Source organism: Mesorhizobium sp. M7D.F.Ca.US.004.01.2.1 (assembly GCF_003997785.1).
Classification (GTDB): domain Bacteria; phylum Pseudomonadota; class Alphaproteobacteria; order Rhizobiales; family Rhizobiaceae; genus Mesorhizobium; species Mesorhizobium loti.
This window is the reverse complement of sequence record NZ_RZRQ01000006.1, coordinates 1-14003: the sequence shown is the minus strand read 5'-3', so window position 1 is coordinate 14003 and position 14003 is coordinate 1. Positions and strand designations below refer to the sequence as shown.

Annotated in this window: 16 protein-coding genes; 8 read left to right on the top strand and 8 right to left on the bottom strand. The window is 63.4% G+C overall.

The genetic code is table 11. The features are described from left to right. Positions 1 to 204: 204 nt before the first annotated feature. Genes EN993_RS02705 through EN993_RS02690 form a run of 4 tightly spaced genes read left to right on the top strand, consistent with a single transcriptional unit; the run spans position 205 to position 2953 of the window. The gene (locus tag EN993_RS02705; protein ID WP_109663559.1) at positions 205 to 912 is read left to right on the top strand and encodes a Tim44/TimA family putative adaptor protein; all 708 of its coding nucleotides are present in this window, start codon (positions 205 to 207) and stop codon (positions 910 to 912) included. A gap of 24 nt (positions 913 to 936) precedes the next feature. Continuing rightward, positions 937 to 2061, top strand: a complete 1125-nt coding sequence (locus EN993_RS02700) for a murein transglycosylase A (protein WP_127262306.1) — start codon at positions 937 to 939, stop codon at positions 2059 to 2061. After that, positions 2058 to 2588, top strand: coding sequence for a Smr/MutS family protein (locus tag EN993_RS02695; protein WP_109663556.1), 531 nt, complete (start codon positions 2058 to 2060; stop codon positions 2586 to 2588). Before EN993_RS02700 ends, EN993_RS02695 begins: the two co-directional genes overlap by 4 nt. Then, a complete protein-coding gene (locus EN993_RS02690) occupies positions 2585 to 2953 on the top strand; it encodes a helix-turn-helix transcriptional regulator (protein WP_109663555.1) in 369 nt (122 codons plus the stop codon). The genes EN993_RS02695 and EN993_RS02690 overlap by 4 nt, the downstream gene beginning before the upstream one ends. Before the next feature lie 86 nt (positions 2954 to 3039). Here EN993_RS02690 and EN993_RS02685 read toward each other — a convergent pair whose 3' ends face one another. From EN993_RS02685 to EN993_RS02665, 4 genes are all read right to left on the bottom strand, one after another. Continuing rightward, positions 3040 to 3276, bottom strand: coding sequence for a hypothetical protein (locus tag EN993_RS02685; protein ID WP_109663554.1), 237 nt, complete (start codon positions 3274 to 3276; stop codon positions 3040 to 3042). Positions 3277 to 3610: 334 nt separating this feature from the next. Beyond that, the gene (locus tag EN993_RS02680; RefSeq protein ID WP_109663552.1) at positions 3611 to 4228 is read right to left on the bottom strand and encodes a transglutaminase-like cysteine peptidase; all 618 of its coding nucleotides are present in this window, start codon (positions 4226 to 4228) and stop codon (positions 3611 to 3613) included. Positions 4229 to 4485: 257 nt separating this feature from the next. Further along, the gene (locus EN993_RS02670) at positions 4486 to 5763 is read right to left on the bottom strand and encodes a polyhydroxyalkanoate depolymerase (RefSeq protein WP_109663548.1); all 1278 of its coding nucleotides are present in this window, start codon (positions 5761 to 5763) and stop codon (positions 4486 to 4488) included. A 292-nt stretch (positions 5764 to 6055) separates the two neighbouring features. Beyond that, positions 6056 to 6415 (bottom strand): septal ring lytic transglycosylase RlpA family protein, encoded by a 360-nt coding sequence (locus tag EN993_RS02665; RefSeq protein WP_109663545.1) that lies wholly within the window; start codon positions 6413 to 6415, stop codon positions 6056 to 6058. A 308-nt stretch (positions 6416 to 6723) separates the two neighbouring features. On the opposite strand from EN993_RS02665, the gene EN993_RS36920 reads away from it, so the two are divergent. Continuing rightward, entirely contained in the window at positions 6724 to 6900 is a 177-nt protein-coding gene (locus tag EN993_RS36920) for a hypothetical protein (RefSeq protein WP_164548536.1), read from the top strand. A gap of 11 nt (positions 6901 to 6911) precedes the next feature. Here the strand turns inward: EN993_RS36920 and EN993_RS02655 are convergent, their stop codons facing one another. The 4 genes from EN993_RS02655 to tauA all read right to left on the bottom strand — a co-directional run bounded on the left by EN993_RS02655 (position 6912) and on the right by tauA (position 9892). Beyond that, positions 6912 to 7097, bottom strand: coding sequence for a hypothetical protein (locus tag EN993_RS02655; protein WP_109665302.1), 186 nt, complete (start codon positions 7095 to 7097; stop codon positions 6912 to 6914). A 31-nt stretch (positions 7098 to 7128) separates the two neighbouring features. Then, entirely contained in the window at positions 7129 to 7989 is an 861-nt protein-coding gene (locus EN993_RS02650) for an ABC transporter permease subunit (protein WP_109663542.1), read from the bottom strand. Further along, positions 7986 to 8777 (bottom strand): taurine ABC transporter ATP-binding protein, encoded by a 792-nt coding sequence (locus EN993_RS02645; RefSeq protein ID WP_109663539.1) that lies wholly within the window; start codon positions 8775 to 8777, stop codon positions 7986 to 7988. Before EN993_RS02645 ends, EN993_RS02650 begins: the two co-directional genes overlap by 4 nt. 101 nt (positions 8778 to 8878) lie before the next feature. After that, positions 8879 to 9892 (bottom strand): taurine ABC transporter substrate-binding protein, encoded by a 1014-nt coding sequence (gene tauA / locus EN993_RS02640; protein WP_109663536.1) that lies wholly within the window; start codon positions 9890 to 9892, stop codon positions 8879 to 8881. 700 nt (positions 9893 to 10592) lie between these two features. Here tauA and EN993_RS02635 point away from each other — a divergent pair. The 3 genes from EN993_RS02635 to EN993_RS02625 form a co-directional block, all read left to right on the top strand. Then, positions 10593 to 11042, top strand: a complete 450-nt coding sequence (locus EN993_RS02635; RefSeq protein ID WP_109663534.1) for an Rrf2 family transcriptional regulator — start codon at positions 10593 to 10595, stop codon at positions 11040 to 11042. A 31-nt stretch (positions 11043 to 11073) separates the two neighbouring features. Then, positions 11074 to 12408 (top strand): FAD/NAD(P)-binding protein, encoded by a 1335-nt coding sequence (locus EN993_RS02630; protein WP_109663531.1) that lies wholly within the window; start codon positions 11074 to 11076, stop codon positions 12406 to 12408. A gap of 189 nt (positions 12409 to 12597) precedes the next feature. Beyond that, positions 12598 to 14003 (top strand): pyridoxal-phosphate dependent enzyme (locus EN993_RS02625; RefSeq protein ID WP_127262305.1); only part of this gene is annotated, 1406 nt, incomplete at its 3' end.

Genomic DNA, 14003 nt, shown 5'->3' with positions numbered 1-14003 from the left:
TTTTCGATCGTTTTGGCTGTTTCGATTGTTTTGGCCGTCGGCGAGCAATCGCCGCTGGCACTGAGGCTGTTAGATAGGTATGCCTGCCTTTGATTTGAATGATTGCGCCTTGCGTTCTATATGCTTTGAATGTTGAACGCTATGCGACCGCGGCCATTGGGCCTGACGGTCCGGCCACAAGGCAGGGATTGATTGGCGGAAGATATGGGATTCTTCGACTTCGGCACGATTTTCTTCCTGATTGCGGCGGTGGTCATCTTTTTCCAGCTGCGCAATGTGCTGGGCCGTCGTACCGGCAGCGAACGGCCGCCCTTCGATCCCTACACGGCGGCCCGCAGCGACAAGGATGCCGCGCAGAAATCCGAAAATGTCGTTTCGCTGCCGCGCAAGCGTCTGCCGGGTGAGCCGGCGGCGGCCGACACCTATGCGGCGATCGACGCTTTTGCCAAGCCCGACACCGACCTCAACAAGGGCCTGCGCACGATCAAAGACAACGACCCGTCCTTCGAGCCGAAGGGTTTTGTCGACGGCGCCAAGATGGCCTACGAGATGATCGTCATGGCCTATGCCGACGGCGACCGCAAAACGCTGAAGAACCTGTTGTCGCGCGAGGTTTTTGACGGCTTTGTCGCCGCGATTGGCGAGCGCGAGGCCAAGGCGGAAAAGATCCAGTCCTCCTTCGTCGGCATCGACAAGGCCGACATCGTCTCGGCCGAGATGAAGGGCGGCGAGGCGCATGTCACGCTGCGCATCATCAGCGAGCTCATTTCGGCGACCCGCGACAAGGCCGGCGCCGTCATCGACGGCGATCCGGAAACTGTCGCTGAGGTCAAGGATGTCTGGACCTTCGCCCGCGACACGCGCTCGCGCGATCCGAACTGGAAGCTCGTCGCCACCGAGGAAGAAGACTGAGTTCGGATACGCGGCGAGGCTCCGGTGTCGCTATCGTCCCTCTTTGTCGGAAAATCTTTCGCTGACCTCCCCGGCTGGGAGGACGACGACCATCTGGCGGCCTTCGAAGCCTTTCGCCGCTCGGCCTTTCATGTCCTGACCAGACCCTATCGCAGCGGTGCGCTCGGCGTCGACTTCGACGCCTTTGCCGAATCCTACGCCGAGGCCCGTTCCGTTTCGCCGACGAATCGGCCGCCATTTCTAGATCGAAAGGGAGCCCGGTCCTTCTTCGAGCGCCATTTTGTCCCGGCGCACATCCGCGCCGAGAATGGCGTCGCCGGCCTCGTCACCGGCTTCTACGAGCCCGTGGTCGAAGCCTCGCCGGTGCGAACGGGCCGTTTTTCGGTGCCGCTGCTGTCGCGCCCCGCCGATCTCGTCGATATCGACGACGCCAACCGGCCGTCTGGAATGGATTCGTATCTCGCTTTCGCGCGGCAGACGCCGGACGGGCCGGTCGCCTATTTCGATCGCGGCGCGATCGAGCGCGGCGCGCTTGATGGCAAGGGCCTGGAAATCGCCTGGCTGGCCGACAAGGTCGATGCCTTCTTCATTCACGTGCAAGGTGCTGCACGACTAAACATGACCGACGGCCGGCTTGCCCGCGTCACCTATGCCGCCAAATCCGGCCAGCGCTTTACCGGGCCCGGCAAGATCCTGAGCGAGATGGGCGAGATCCCGCTGACGGAGGTGACGATGCAGTCGATCCGCGCCTGGTTCAAGGCGCACCCCGACCGCATCGACGAGATCCTGTGGCAGAACCGCTCCTACATTTTCTTCCGCGAGGCCGATGTCGAGGACGCGGCCCTTGGCCCGATCGCCGCCGCCAAGGTGCCGCTGACACCGGGCCGCTCCATTGCCGTCGACCGCCTGCTGCACACATTCGGCACGCCGTTCTACATCGACGCCCCGACACTGACCGCTTTCGACGCAGAACCGTTCCGGCGCCTGATGATCGCGCAGGACACCGGTTCGGCCATCACCGGGCCGGCGCGGGGTGATCTCTTCGCCGGCTCCGGCGACGCGGCCGGCGAGATCGCCGGCGTGGTGCGCAATGCGGCCGATTTTTATGCGCTTGTGCCGCGCGTGCTCTTTCCGGGTGCGAATCGATGACCCGGCGCCCAGACAAATTGAGCGAAGACGACCGGGTTCTGTGGAACCTGGTCGCGCGCACGGCCAAGCCGCTCAAAGGCAGGACTGCAGTCGACGTCCCCGAAATTGCTGCCGAAGCCAAGCCAAGTCAGTCGCAGCCCGCGCTGGCCGCTACCAACGCCGCAGGGACCGCAAAGCCGAAGGCTCAGCATGTCACGCACCGCCTCGACGAGCCGACGCTGGATAAACTGTCGAAAGGCCGGCTGCCCATCGAGGGCCGCGTCGACCTGCACGGCATGACGCAGGACGAGGCCTATTCGCTGCTGTTTTCGTTCCTGCACCGGGCGCATGCCGGCGGCATCCGCTATGTCCTGGTCATCACCGGCAAGGGCTCGTCTTCCGGTGGCGATGGCGTCTTGCGGCGCGCCGTACCCGCCTGGCTGTCGACGCCTGCCTTCCGGCCGCTTGTCTCCAGCCACGACCATGCCGCGCGCAACCATGGCGGTTCGGGCGCGCTTTATATCCGGCTGCGGCGGGTGCGTTCATGACCCCGTTCGGCGAGAAGCTGCGGACGCTCAGAAGCGAACGCCGTGTCAGCCAGAAGGACATGGCGGCGGCGATCGGCGTCAGCGCCGCCTATCTGTCGGCGCTGGAACATGGCAGGCGCGGCGCGCCGACCTGGACGCTGATCCAGAAGATCATCGGCTATTTCAACATCATCTGGGACGACGCCGAGGAGCTGGCGCGGCTGGCCGAAGCCTCGCACCCGCGCGTCAAGCTCGACACGTCGGGTCTGAACCCGGCTGCCACCGAGCTGGCCAATCTCCTGGCCGAGAACATCGAAAAACTCGACGAAGCGGAGCTTCGCCGCATCACCGCATCGATCCGCGCGGCGCTCGGCCGGCGGCCATAACTCGCCGGCTCGTGCCAGGGGCCTGAGTTCCCCTAGTGGCGCCGGCGTTCACTTCACCTGAAGAGCCCGCCGGCGGTCAACAGTGATCATTTCTTGCCGGCCGTGCCGCCATTGTTTCCCCGGCCACCTTTGTCGCTATGGTCGTGGCCATTGTTTCCGCCGCCCAGGCAGTCCGACGCCCCGGCAGCGCTGCAACAACGGCCAGCCCAGAGGTCGTTGAGGTTGGTTTTGGCACAGCTGGTGGTCTGATCTGCCATAGCGGATCCGGCTAGGCTCGACACCGCGATAGCGGCGAGAAGGGTGTTTCGCAGAAAAGCAGTCATCTGAAGTCTCCATGGTTGGTTTCGGTTCACGGCTGTGTGTCGTTGGCCGGAGCGAAATGGTTCATGGAGAAGTGCGAAAATTCATTCGGGGCGTGGTAAATATTGGCAGACGTCCCGCTGCCACTCATCCGCCTGCCGGCACCTTCTCCCCGTTACTGTGACGGGGAGAAGGGTATAGCCGCGCCGTTGGCGCTTGCGACGTTGATGATTGGCGAAAGCGCGATGAAAGCGTCTTTCTCCCCGCCCCTATACGGGGAGAAATGTCCGGCAGGACAATGAGGGGCGGCGCCGGCCTCGGCTATTTGGCGAAAGCGCGATCGTGCTTCGAAGCTTCCTACTGCACCGCGCCGACCAGCACCTGCTGGCCGCCACGGATCGAGACCCAGCGGCCGGTGTTGTCGATCGCCTGCCGCTTGAGGAAGCGGTAGCCGGTCGCGTCCCATGGCCTGACCTTGTCGGTCAGATTGTCGAGCACATAGTCGCCCTTGTCGGTGCGCACTGTCAGCACCGCATGGCCTTCGCCGTCCGGCTTGCGCACCACGGTGATCAGAAGATCGGCAAGCGAGATGCTCATGCGCGAAAGCTGGCGCCGCTTTTCCAGCACGTAGTCCTCGCAGTCGCCGACGCCGTTGTCGGGATAGGCCCAGACTTCGTCCTTGCCGTAGATGTCCATGTCGCTCATCGGCTTGACGGCGGCGTTGACCCTGGCGGTGACATTGAGGAGCTTGCGCATCAACCCGTCGGTCATCGGGGCCGGCGCGAGATTGGTCGGACGGATAGAGCATTCGCCCGGATGCAGCTTGCAGAAGTCATAGTGGCCGATCGGCTGCGAGGTGAGACCCCCGGTCGCCATCGCTCCGGCCGCCAAAGCCGGCGCCACCCAGCCTCCCGTTACTGCCAGCCCGGCCGCCACATACACGCGCAGCCTTCGTGCCATTGATGAGGATATCATTGTCCCCGCTCACCCTTGTTATTAACGAAAGGTTAAGGGGGATTTACAGTCCGTGTCAATTACGACGACGGTCGGATTGTCGGCATGGTTACCCGAGGGGCAGCACCGCGTCTATTGTGCAACAGAATCGGCCAGCCGGCCGGTTTTGACGATCAATTGGCCGGATTGGCGCCGTTAAGCTTTGTTCCAGGGACGTCATTTCCCAAAATAGCTACGCCCTCGGGTCAGCCCGTGAACATGCTTTTGGGCGATGCGCATTATCTTTTGGCGGTACGCACCAGCTTCGGCTTCACCGCAACACGCTCTTGGCGCCCATAGCTGGTGATGAAGTCGACAATGCGAGGCACGATCTCGGAGCGGAAACGCGAGCCGTTGAACACGCCGTAATGACCGACTGCCGGCTGCATGTAGTGGGCATGCCGCTCAGTGGGGATGTTGGGGCACAGATCATGCGCCGCCTTGGTCTGGCCAAGGCCGGAGATGTCGTCGTTCTCGCCCTCGACCGTGAACAGGGCGACATTGCGGATTGCCGACGGATCGATCCTGGTGCCGCGATGCGTCATCTCGCCCTTGGGCAAGGCCTGGCGCACGAAGACGGTGTCGACGGTCTGCAGGTAGAACTCCGCCGTCAGGTCCATCACAGCCAGATATTCGTCGTAGAAGTCGCGGTGCTTCTCGGCATTGTCGCCGTCATGCTTCACCAGGTGCATGAAGAAGTCCTTGTGGGCGATGATGTGGCGGTCGAGGTTCATGCTCATGAAGCCGGACAACTGCAGGAAGCCTGGATAGACCTCGCGGCCGAAGCCCGGCACCGGCCACGGCGCCTGCATGATGACATTGTCGCGGAACCAGTCGATGCCCTTTTCCTGCGCCAGGAGGTTGACCGCGGTCGGGTTGCTGCGGGTGTCGATCGGCCCGCCCATCAAGGTCATCGTCGAGGGCACGAAGGGATCGCCCTTCGTTTCCATCAGCGCAACTGCGGCAAGCACCGGCACGGAAGGCTGGCACACTGCCATCACATGGGTGTCAGGGCCTAGCGCATGCAGCATGTCGATGATGTAGTCGATATAGTCGTCGAGATCGAAACTGCCGTCGGCCAGCGGCACCATGCGGGCATCGACCCAGTCGGTGATGTGCACGTCGGCATAGGGCAGCATGGCTTCGACCGTGCCGCGCAACAGCGTCGCATAGTGGCCCGACATCGGCGCCACGATCAAAAGTTTAGGATCCGGCCGGCGCCCGGCGGGAATGGCGCGTTCGAAGCGGACGACTTTGCAGAATGGCTTCGACCAGACGGTCTTCTCGGTGACCTCGACGCTCTTCCAGTCGACCACTGTCTTGTTGAGGCCGAAGGTCGGCTTGCCGTAGCGGCGGGTGGTGCGCTCGAACAATTCGGCGGTCGCCGCGACCGAACGGCCCCAGGGCGTGTGGGAAAACGGATTGAGCGGATTGGAGTAGAACAGGCGCACCGCGTCGGCATAGAGACGCGCCGGCTGCAAGGCGGCGTGGTTCATTTCATAGAGCTGGTAGAACATTAAGAACCCCGCTGCTGCCTGCGACCGAAGGGACGACGAGCAGCGCCGAGCCTAAATGTCTCGCGGGGAGGTTAACAACTAATTGCTGCGATGCAATACGTCACGTGGCGTGACCAATATTTCTTTGGTTCAAGGCACTGGGAATCGGCCCTGAACGGCGCCAGCCGGCTCAGTGTGCGGCTGCGAAATGTGTAAGTAATGTGTCCGGCCCCTCTTGCCGGACACCCGACCATGATCCCGAAAAGTGGATTCCGGTTCTCGGCAGAAGATCATGGTCCAGGAAATAGTCACATCAAACGCGCGCCATGCACACGGCGGTGTGGCCGGAGCCGATGAAGCCGAGCTGGCCGGCGGCACCCTTCGACAGGTCGAGCACGCGACCCTTGATGAACGGGCCGCGATCGTTGATGCGCACGATGACGCTGCGGCCGTTGTTCTTGTTGGTGACCCTGAGCTTGGTGCCGAACGGCAAGGTGCGGTGGGCGGCGGTCATCGCCGAAGGATTCATGCGCTCGCCCGATGCGGTCTTGGAGTGCAGGGCATACCACGAGGCACGGCCGCACTGGCCGGCGGCGGTTGCCGAAGAAGCGCCGACCATCAGGCCAGCAGCGATCGTTACCGCGACAAGCGCGGTCTGTTTTGAGTTCTTCATGTTGAGGGATGGCTCCGTTCTTTGACAGACCCAGCCGTTAGGTGCCGAATAAGGCAGGAAATGCGGCAATGATCTGGCGGTTCCGTGGCAGTGGCACACGTTTGGAGTCATTGGGTAACAGTCTGTCAGGGATTTTCCGGCAAGAGATGATCAATTGATGATGATCTTCGTTCCGATATCCGGGATTTGTTTGACAAGATCGAGCATAGATATCCAAGTAGAAGTCGACGCAAGCGGGCCACTTCCTTTGGCTCTTTCATCGCGGCCCCAGCGCCGCAACCGATCGACTTCGAAAGCGAGATCCGTCAATGAGACTGACCAAAAATCTGCTGGCGTTGATTGTGCTTGCCATCGGCGCGCTGTGGTCGCTGCAAGGCGTCGGCGTTGTCGGCGGCAGCTTCATGACCGGCCAGTCGCAATGGCTCTATATCGGCATTGTCGCCATGCTGGTCGGCCTGGTGGGGCTGGTCTGGGCAAACCGGTAGGGTGTGACCCCTCACTGCGACCAGTACTGCCAGGCCCAGTAAAAACTCTCGTCGCGTGGCGGCAGGCGGTCGCGCTCGGCGTCCCAGCGTACCGGCGCCGGCGATTTCGGTTGCTGTTCAGGCGGCTGGCTTTCCCTGGTCCAGGCGAGAAACCAGTTGCCGGCCTGGGCGAACAGCACGGCGGTGGAATGGGTCATCGTCATTCTCTCCTGCTCTTCTGGTTTCCAATCATTCGCGTCCCGCCCACGGGACGAGCACGCGCTCGATCCTGCGGATGGTGAATTCGAGCACGAAGGCGATGGCCGCGATCACCAATATGCCCATCACCACGACGTCGGTGACGAGGAACTGGGCGGCCGACTGGATCATGAAACCGAGCCCCCGCGTCGCCGCCACCAGCTCGGCGGCGACCAGCGTCGACCAGCCGGCGCCGAGTGCGATGCGCAGTCCGGTCAGGATCAAAGGCAGCGCACTGGGCAGGATCACATGGCGGACCACTTGTGCTCGTGTCGCGCCAAGCGAACGCGCCGCATTGATGCGCTCCTGCGAGACGCCGCGAACGCCCGAGGCGGTCGACAATGCGACCGGCGCCAGCATGGCGATGGCGATCACCAGGATCTTGGACGGTTCGCCGATGCCGAACCAGATGATGACCAGCGGCAGATAGGCGAGCGGCGGGATCGGCCGCAGGAACTCCAGCAGCGGATCGAAGATGCCGCGCCCGACCGTGCTGATGCCGATGGCGAGACCAACCGGCACGCCGACGAGGATGGCCGCGATCAGCGCGGCAAAGACTCGGCCCAGGCTGGCGACCGCATGCTGCAGCAGCGTTGCATCGACGAAGCCGTCACGGGCGACGAGGATGAACTTGTTCCACACTGCGATCGGCGAAGGCAGGAACACCGGCGACACCAGTTGCAGGCGGGCCGACAGCGCCCATACCGCCAGCACCACCAGGATGGTCACGGCGCTGACCGCGCGTGCCGAGATGCCCTTGCGCTTCGGGCTTGGCCGCGACCACGGCACCGACAGGCCGTCGGCCTCGTCGACCTTGCTGCCCGGCCGCTCCGTGTAGGAAGTAACGGTCATGCCGCTTCTCCTTCGAAGATCGCGTCGGTCAACTCGCCGCGCGCCGCGGCAAAGGCCGGATCGGCCTTGATGGTGCGAATGGCCTCGCCGGCCGCGTAGCGCCTGGAGAAACCGGGCTCGAAGCTCCTCACCACGCGGCCCGGGCCGGGCGCCAGCACGACGATGCGGGTGGCCAGCACCAGCGCCTCCTCGATGCCGTGCGTCACCATCAGCACACCGACATCGCTTGCCGTCCACAAATCGAGCAGTGTCGTCTGCATGCGTTCGCGCGTCAGCGCGTCGAGCGCGCCGAGCGGTTCGTCGAGCAGCAGGAATTCCGGTTCTGCGGCCAGCGCCCGGGCGAGGCCGATGCGCTGGCGCATGCCGCCGGAAAGCTCCCAGATGCGCTTGTCGCCGGCATCGGTGAGCTTCACCAACTCGAGCAGTTCATCGGCGCGGCGCGCCCGCTCGGCCGGCCTGATGCCACGCAGCCTGAGCGCGAAGGCAACATTTTCGCGCGCGGTCAGCCACGGAAACAGCGCGTCGTTCTGGAACACCACCGCCCGGTCCGAGCCCGGCGCGGTGATCGGCTTGCCGTTGATGGAGGCACGCCCACGCGCCGGCGCGACAAGGCCGGCGGCGACATTGAGCAGCGAGGTCTTGCCGCAGCCGGAACGGCCGACCAGCACGACGAAGTCGCCCTTGGCGACATCGATCGACACAAGTTCGACGGCGGGTGCGGCTTGGCCGTCATACTGGATCGAGACCTTGTCCAGCACGAGATGGGGGTCGAGCACGAGATGCGGCATGGGTGCCTCGCAAGAGGTTCGTCTAAATCTGAAATGCCCCGGAGCCGCTCCTCGTCAGCGGTTCCGGGGCAGTCAGCACGCGGCGTCAGGGGTTCATGCGTCTAGTTCGAGGCCAGCGCCTGGGTGACGTATTTCGACGACACGTATTTCGAATAGTCCGGCAGCACGGCGTCGATCTTGCCTTGCTCCTTGAGGAAGGCGGATGTCGCTTCCACCGCCTTGACCGTGCCGCCGCCAAGGAATTTGTCGGACGCCTGCTCTTCGAGCGTCGGGAAGACATAGCCCTTGAGCAACTGCGGCACTTCTTCCAGCTTGGCGCCGGTGAGCTTGGCGATCGCAGCCGCCTGCGGCGACGACACCGACCAGGCGTCCGGCTTCGCCAGGAACTCGGCATAGGCCGCACCTGTCACCTTGACGAAGTCGCGTACTGCCTCAGGGTTCTTTTCGGCAAAGTCGGTGCGCACGATCCAGGCGTCGAAGGTCGGCGCGCCCCAGGCGGCGACCTTCGAGGAATCCAGCACCACCTTGCCCGTCGTCTTGATCTGGCCGAGCGCCGGATCCCAGACGTAAGCCGCATCGATGTCGCCGCGCGAAAAGGCCGCCGCGATTTCCGGTGGCCTGAGATTGAGGATCTCGACCGATTTCGGATCGACGCCCTCATGCTTCAGCGCGGCGAGCAGGCTGTAATGCGTCGTCGACACGAACGGCACGGCGACTTTCTTGCCGGCGAGATCAGCGATTTTCTCGATGCCGGCGCCGTTGCGCGCCACCAGCGCCTCGGATTCGCCGATCAGGCCGACGATGAAGATGGTCTGGATCGGCAGCTCGCGGCTCGCCGCCGCCGCCAGCGGGCTCGAGCCGACATAGCCGATATCGACCGAACCGGAAGCAACCGCGGCGATGACATCGGCGCCGGAATCGAATTTGCGCCAGTCGATGGCCGCCTTCGTCGCCTTTTCATAGGCGCCATCGGCCTGCGGCACTTTCGAGGGTTCGACCACCGTCTGGTAGCCGATGGTGATCTTGAGGTCGTCGGCAAGGGCCGGGCCGAGGAAGGCAGCACCGGCCAATGCTGCCGACGAGAGCAGAACAATGCGTCGCGAAATCGTGGACATGAAGGGCTCCTGAAAAGAGAAAATCGGAATGCCCCAGGATAGTCATCTAATTCTATCGTTCTTGTAGAGTTAAATCCTTCCAACGAAGGCCGGCTTGTTAGAAAAAAGCCACCGGCGTTGGGCTGCCAAGGCGGATAGGGCAGCTACGGTGGGCAACGTCACGGCGTTGGACAGGGCAGAGCTTTTCTAATTGCCCGCGGGACAAAGGGGGCGCGAAGGATCGCCGCATCGCCTAGCCACTCGCGAACGAGAATTCCCCCTTCGGCCAATGCCACGCAAATCCATGCCTCAAACAGCTCCGGATTTGAAAACGCATTCCGCGTGCCCGGAGCTAAGTATAGTATTCTTATCGACATGAGGGAGTTGGAGTCGACGATGAGCGGCCACCACATCACCATGATCGCTCGCGGCATGGATCGGCTTTCGCCGTCGCGTCAGTCGATGCCGGCCGCATCCGGCCCCGGAGGACCATTTGCCATTCCGCTGCCATCAAAGCGCATTCTTTGTGCTCTCAAGGGCACAAAGGCAGGTTAAAATGGCCACAGCAGCTTGAAAACGAAGCAAAATCAACATTGATCGGCTTGTACATCATGTCACTAGAATTTATGTGTCATGGCAGCCTGGACGCGACGGGGATGCACGCCAGGCGTTTTGCAACCGATGGTTCTACGCCGTCGCATGACAGAGAAATTTTGATCTCATGCTCACGAAAAAGGGCAAGTACGGCCTCAAGGCGCTCGTACATCTCGCGCGATTGCCGGCCGGACAGCTCGCCTTCGTCAACGACATTGCCACCGGCAACAACATCCCGAAGAAATTTCTCGACGCCATCCTGGGTGAGCTGCGCAATGCCGGCTTCGTCCAGAGCCGCAAGGGCAAGGATGGCGGCTACCGCCTGGCGCGCCCTGCCGACGAAATCAAGGTCGGCCATGTCGTGCGCGTCCTCGACGGGCCGCTGGCCCCTATCCCTTGCGCCAGCCGCACCCAGTATCAGCGCTGTGAAGATTGCAACGAGGCGACATGCCAAGTCCGACATCTGATGCTCGAGGTCCGGCAGGCGATCGCCGAGGTGCTCGATCAGCGCAGCCTCGCCGAAATGCGCGATATGGCCACGGACGACCTGCCGGTTGCGATCAAGGTCCAGGCCTGACACTGGCGCTGCGCACACCGCAGGCATGCCTATGACCGGGCGCGCCAACTCGATCATCATCGTCGGCGGCGGCGCCAGTGGCGTCGTGCTGGCAGCGCATCTGCTGAAATCGTCCAATCCCGACCTGCGCATCACGCTGATCGAGAAGCGTCCGCATTTCGGCCAGGGCATCGCCTATTCGACGCTGCTGTCGGCGCATGTGCTGAATGTCAGCGCCGCCGGCATGAGCGCCTATGCCGACGATCCCGCCAATTTCTGGCGCTGGCTGCTGGAGCGCGGCCTGGCAAGTCAGGACCAGGCGCCGGTCTACGCGCCGCGCAGCGTCTATGCCCGCTATCTCGGGGAGCTGCTGGATGATCTCGAGACGCGCGAGCAGCAGACCGGGCGGCTTCGCCTGATCCGCGAGGAAAGCCTATCGATCACGCCCACGGCATCGGGCGTCGAAGTGGCGCTGGCCAACGGCACCAGCGTGGTTGCACACCTCGCCGTGCTGGCCACCGGCCATGACGAGGAGCCGGCGCAAGGCCATGCCGTCAGGATGGGCTCGGAAGCCGATACAGCACTTGATCCCGACAGAAGCGTCATGGTGCTCGGCACCGGTCTCAGCATGGTCGATGCGTTCCTGGCGCTGGAACAGCGCGGCCATCGCGGCGACATCATTGCTGTGTCCAGGCGTGGCCTGCTGCCCTCGCCGCATCGCAAGGGCAACCCGATCAAGCTCGACGTCGCCGACATCCCGCTCGGCACGCAGCTATCCTATTTCGTCGGCTGGTTCCGCGACCTGATCAAGGAAAACCAGAAGGCCGGCATCGACTGGCGCGACGTCGTCGACGGGCTGCGGCCATTCAACCAGAAGATCTGGCAGAACTGGCCGGCTTCCGCCAAGCGCCGCTTCGTCGAGCACACCAAGGCCTGGTGGGACATCCACCGTCATCGCATGGCGCCGGAGGTCTACGCTCGGGTGACCGAAGCCGTGCAATCCGGCCGCATCCGCCTGGTCGCAGGCCGCGTCGTCGACATCGCCAAGGGGGGCGAATTCACCATCCAGGTCCAGTCGCGCCACACACAGCGCCTCGAGACATTCGAGGTCGCCCGCATCTACGATTGCTCCGGCATCGTCAGGGACATCTCGACCTCATCGAACAGCGTGGTGCGTTCGCTGGTCGACCGCGGCCTGGCAAGGCCGGATCCGCTGCGCATCGGCCTCGACGTCTCAGCCAAATGCGAGATCATCGCCGGCGACGGCACCGTTTCAGCCAAGATCCTCGCCGTCGGCCCGCTGACACGCGGCACCTTCTTCGAGATCGACGCCATTCCCGATATCCGCGTGCAGTGTGCGAGGCTGAGCAAGCAGCTGCTGGGGTGAGTTGCTGTTGACGTCGGCGCTGTCCCGCTGCCCGGCCACGATTTGCGGGACAGCAGTAAACCCAGAATTTCATTCCTAATCTGGCCAGTTGATTGGCACGATCTATCTTCTTTCCGACTGCAAAGGGCTGGAAAAGAGGCTACGCTGCCGCTCTGCCTCGAGGCGGTCGCTTGATCATGGAGCATCGATATGAGCGAGCACGAGATCGCCGCACCCGACGCGTTGTCCCGCCTGCGTCCGCCCTACAAGTCGGTTCTCGACCTGATCGGCCAGACGCCGGTGGTCGAGCTGACCAAGTTCGACACCGGCAAGTGCCGGCTGTTCATTAAGCTCGAAAGCCAGAATCCCGGCGGCTCGATCAAGGACCGCATCGCGCTGTCGATGATCGCCGCGGCGGAGCGAGAGGGCAAGCTCAGGCGTGGCGGCACCATCGTCGAGGCGACCGCCGGCAACACCGGCCTCGGCCTCGCCCAGGTCGGCATCCCCAAGGGTTATCGCATCGTGCTGGTCGTGCCCGACAAGATGTCGCGCGAAAAAATCCAGCATCTGCGCGCGCTCGGCGCCGAGGTGCGCATGACGCGTTCCGATGTCGGCAAAGGCCATGCCGAATATTACCAGGACATGGCCGAGAAGATCGCGGCGGAAACGCCTGGCGCCTTCTATGCCAACCAGTTCGCCAATCCGGCCAATCCGCTGGCGCATGAGACCACCACCGGTCCGGAGATATTTTCGCAGCTCGACGGCGATGTCGACGCGGTGGTCGTCGGCGTCGGCTCCGGCGGCACGCTGACCGGCCTTGGCCGCTATTTCGCCAAGGTGTCGCCGAAGACCGAAATGGTGCTCGCCGATCCGGTCGGCTCGGTGCTGGCGCCGCTGATCAAGACCGGCAAGATGGAAGAGGCCGGCAGCTGGACCGTCGAAGGCATCGGCGAGGACTTCGTGCCGCCCAATGCCGACCTGTCGCTGGTGAAAAGAGCCTACGCCATCCCCGACAAGCAGAGCATGCTGGCCGTGCGCGACCTGCTGTCGAAGGAAGGCATTCTGGCCGGCTCGTCGTCGGGCACGCTGTTGTCCGCTGCCTTGCGCTATTGCCGCGAGCAGACGGTGCCCAAGCGCGTCGTCACCTTCGTCTGCGACAGCGGCAACAAATATCTGTCGAAAGTGTTCGACGATTTCTGGCTGGCCGAGCAGGGGCTGGCCGAGCAGGAGCAGCATGGCGACCTGCGCGACCTGGTGATGCGCTCGCATCGCACCGGCGACACCGTGTCCGTCGGCCCGGACGAAAGCCTGCTCAACGCCTATGGGCGGATGCGCCGCTCCGATGTTTCGCAGCTACCGGTGCTCGACGACGGCAAGCTGATCGGCATCGTCGACGAAAGCGATATCCTGGCCAAGGTCGAAGGCCCGCATGACGGCCGCTGGGAGCGCTTCAACGGCCCGGTGCGCACAGCGATGACCTCCAATCTGCACACGCTGCAGGCCAGCCAGACGCTGGATGCGCTGCTGCCGGTGTTCGACCGCAACGAGGTCGCCATCATCTTCGACGGCGACGAGTTCGTCGGCCTGATTACCCGCATCGACCTGATCAACCATTT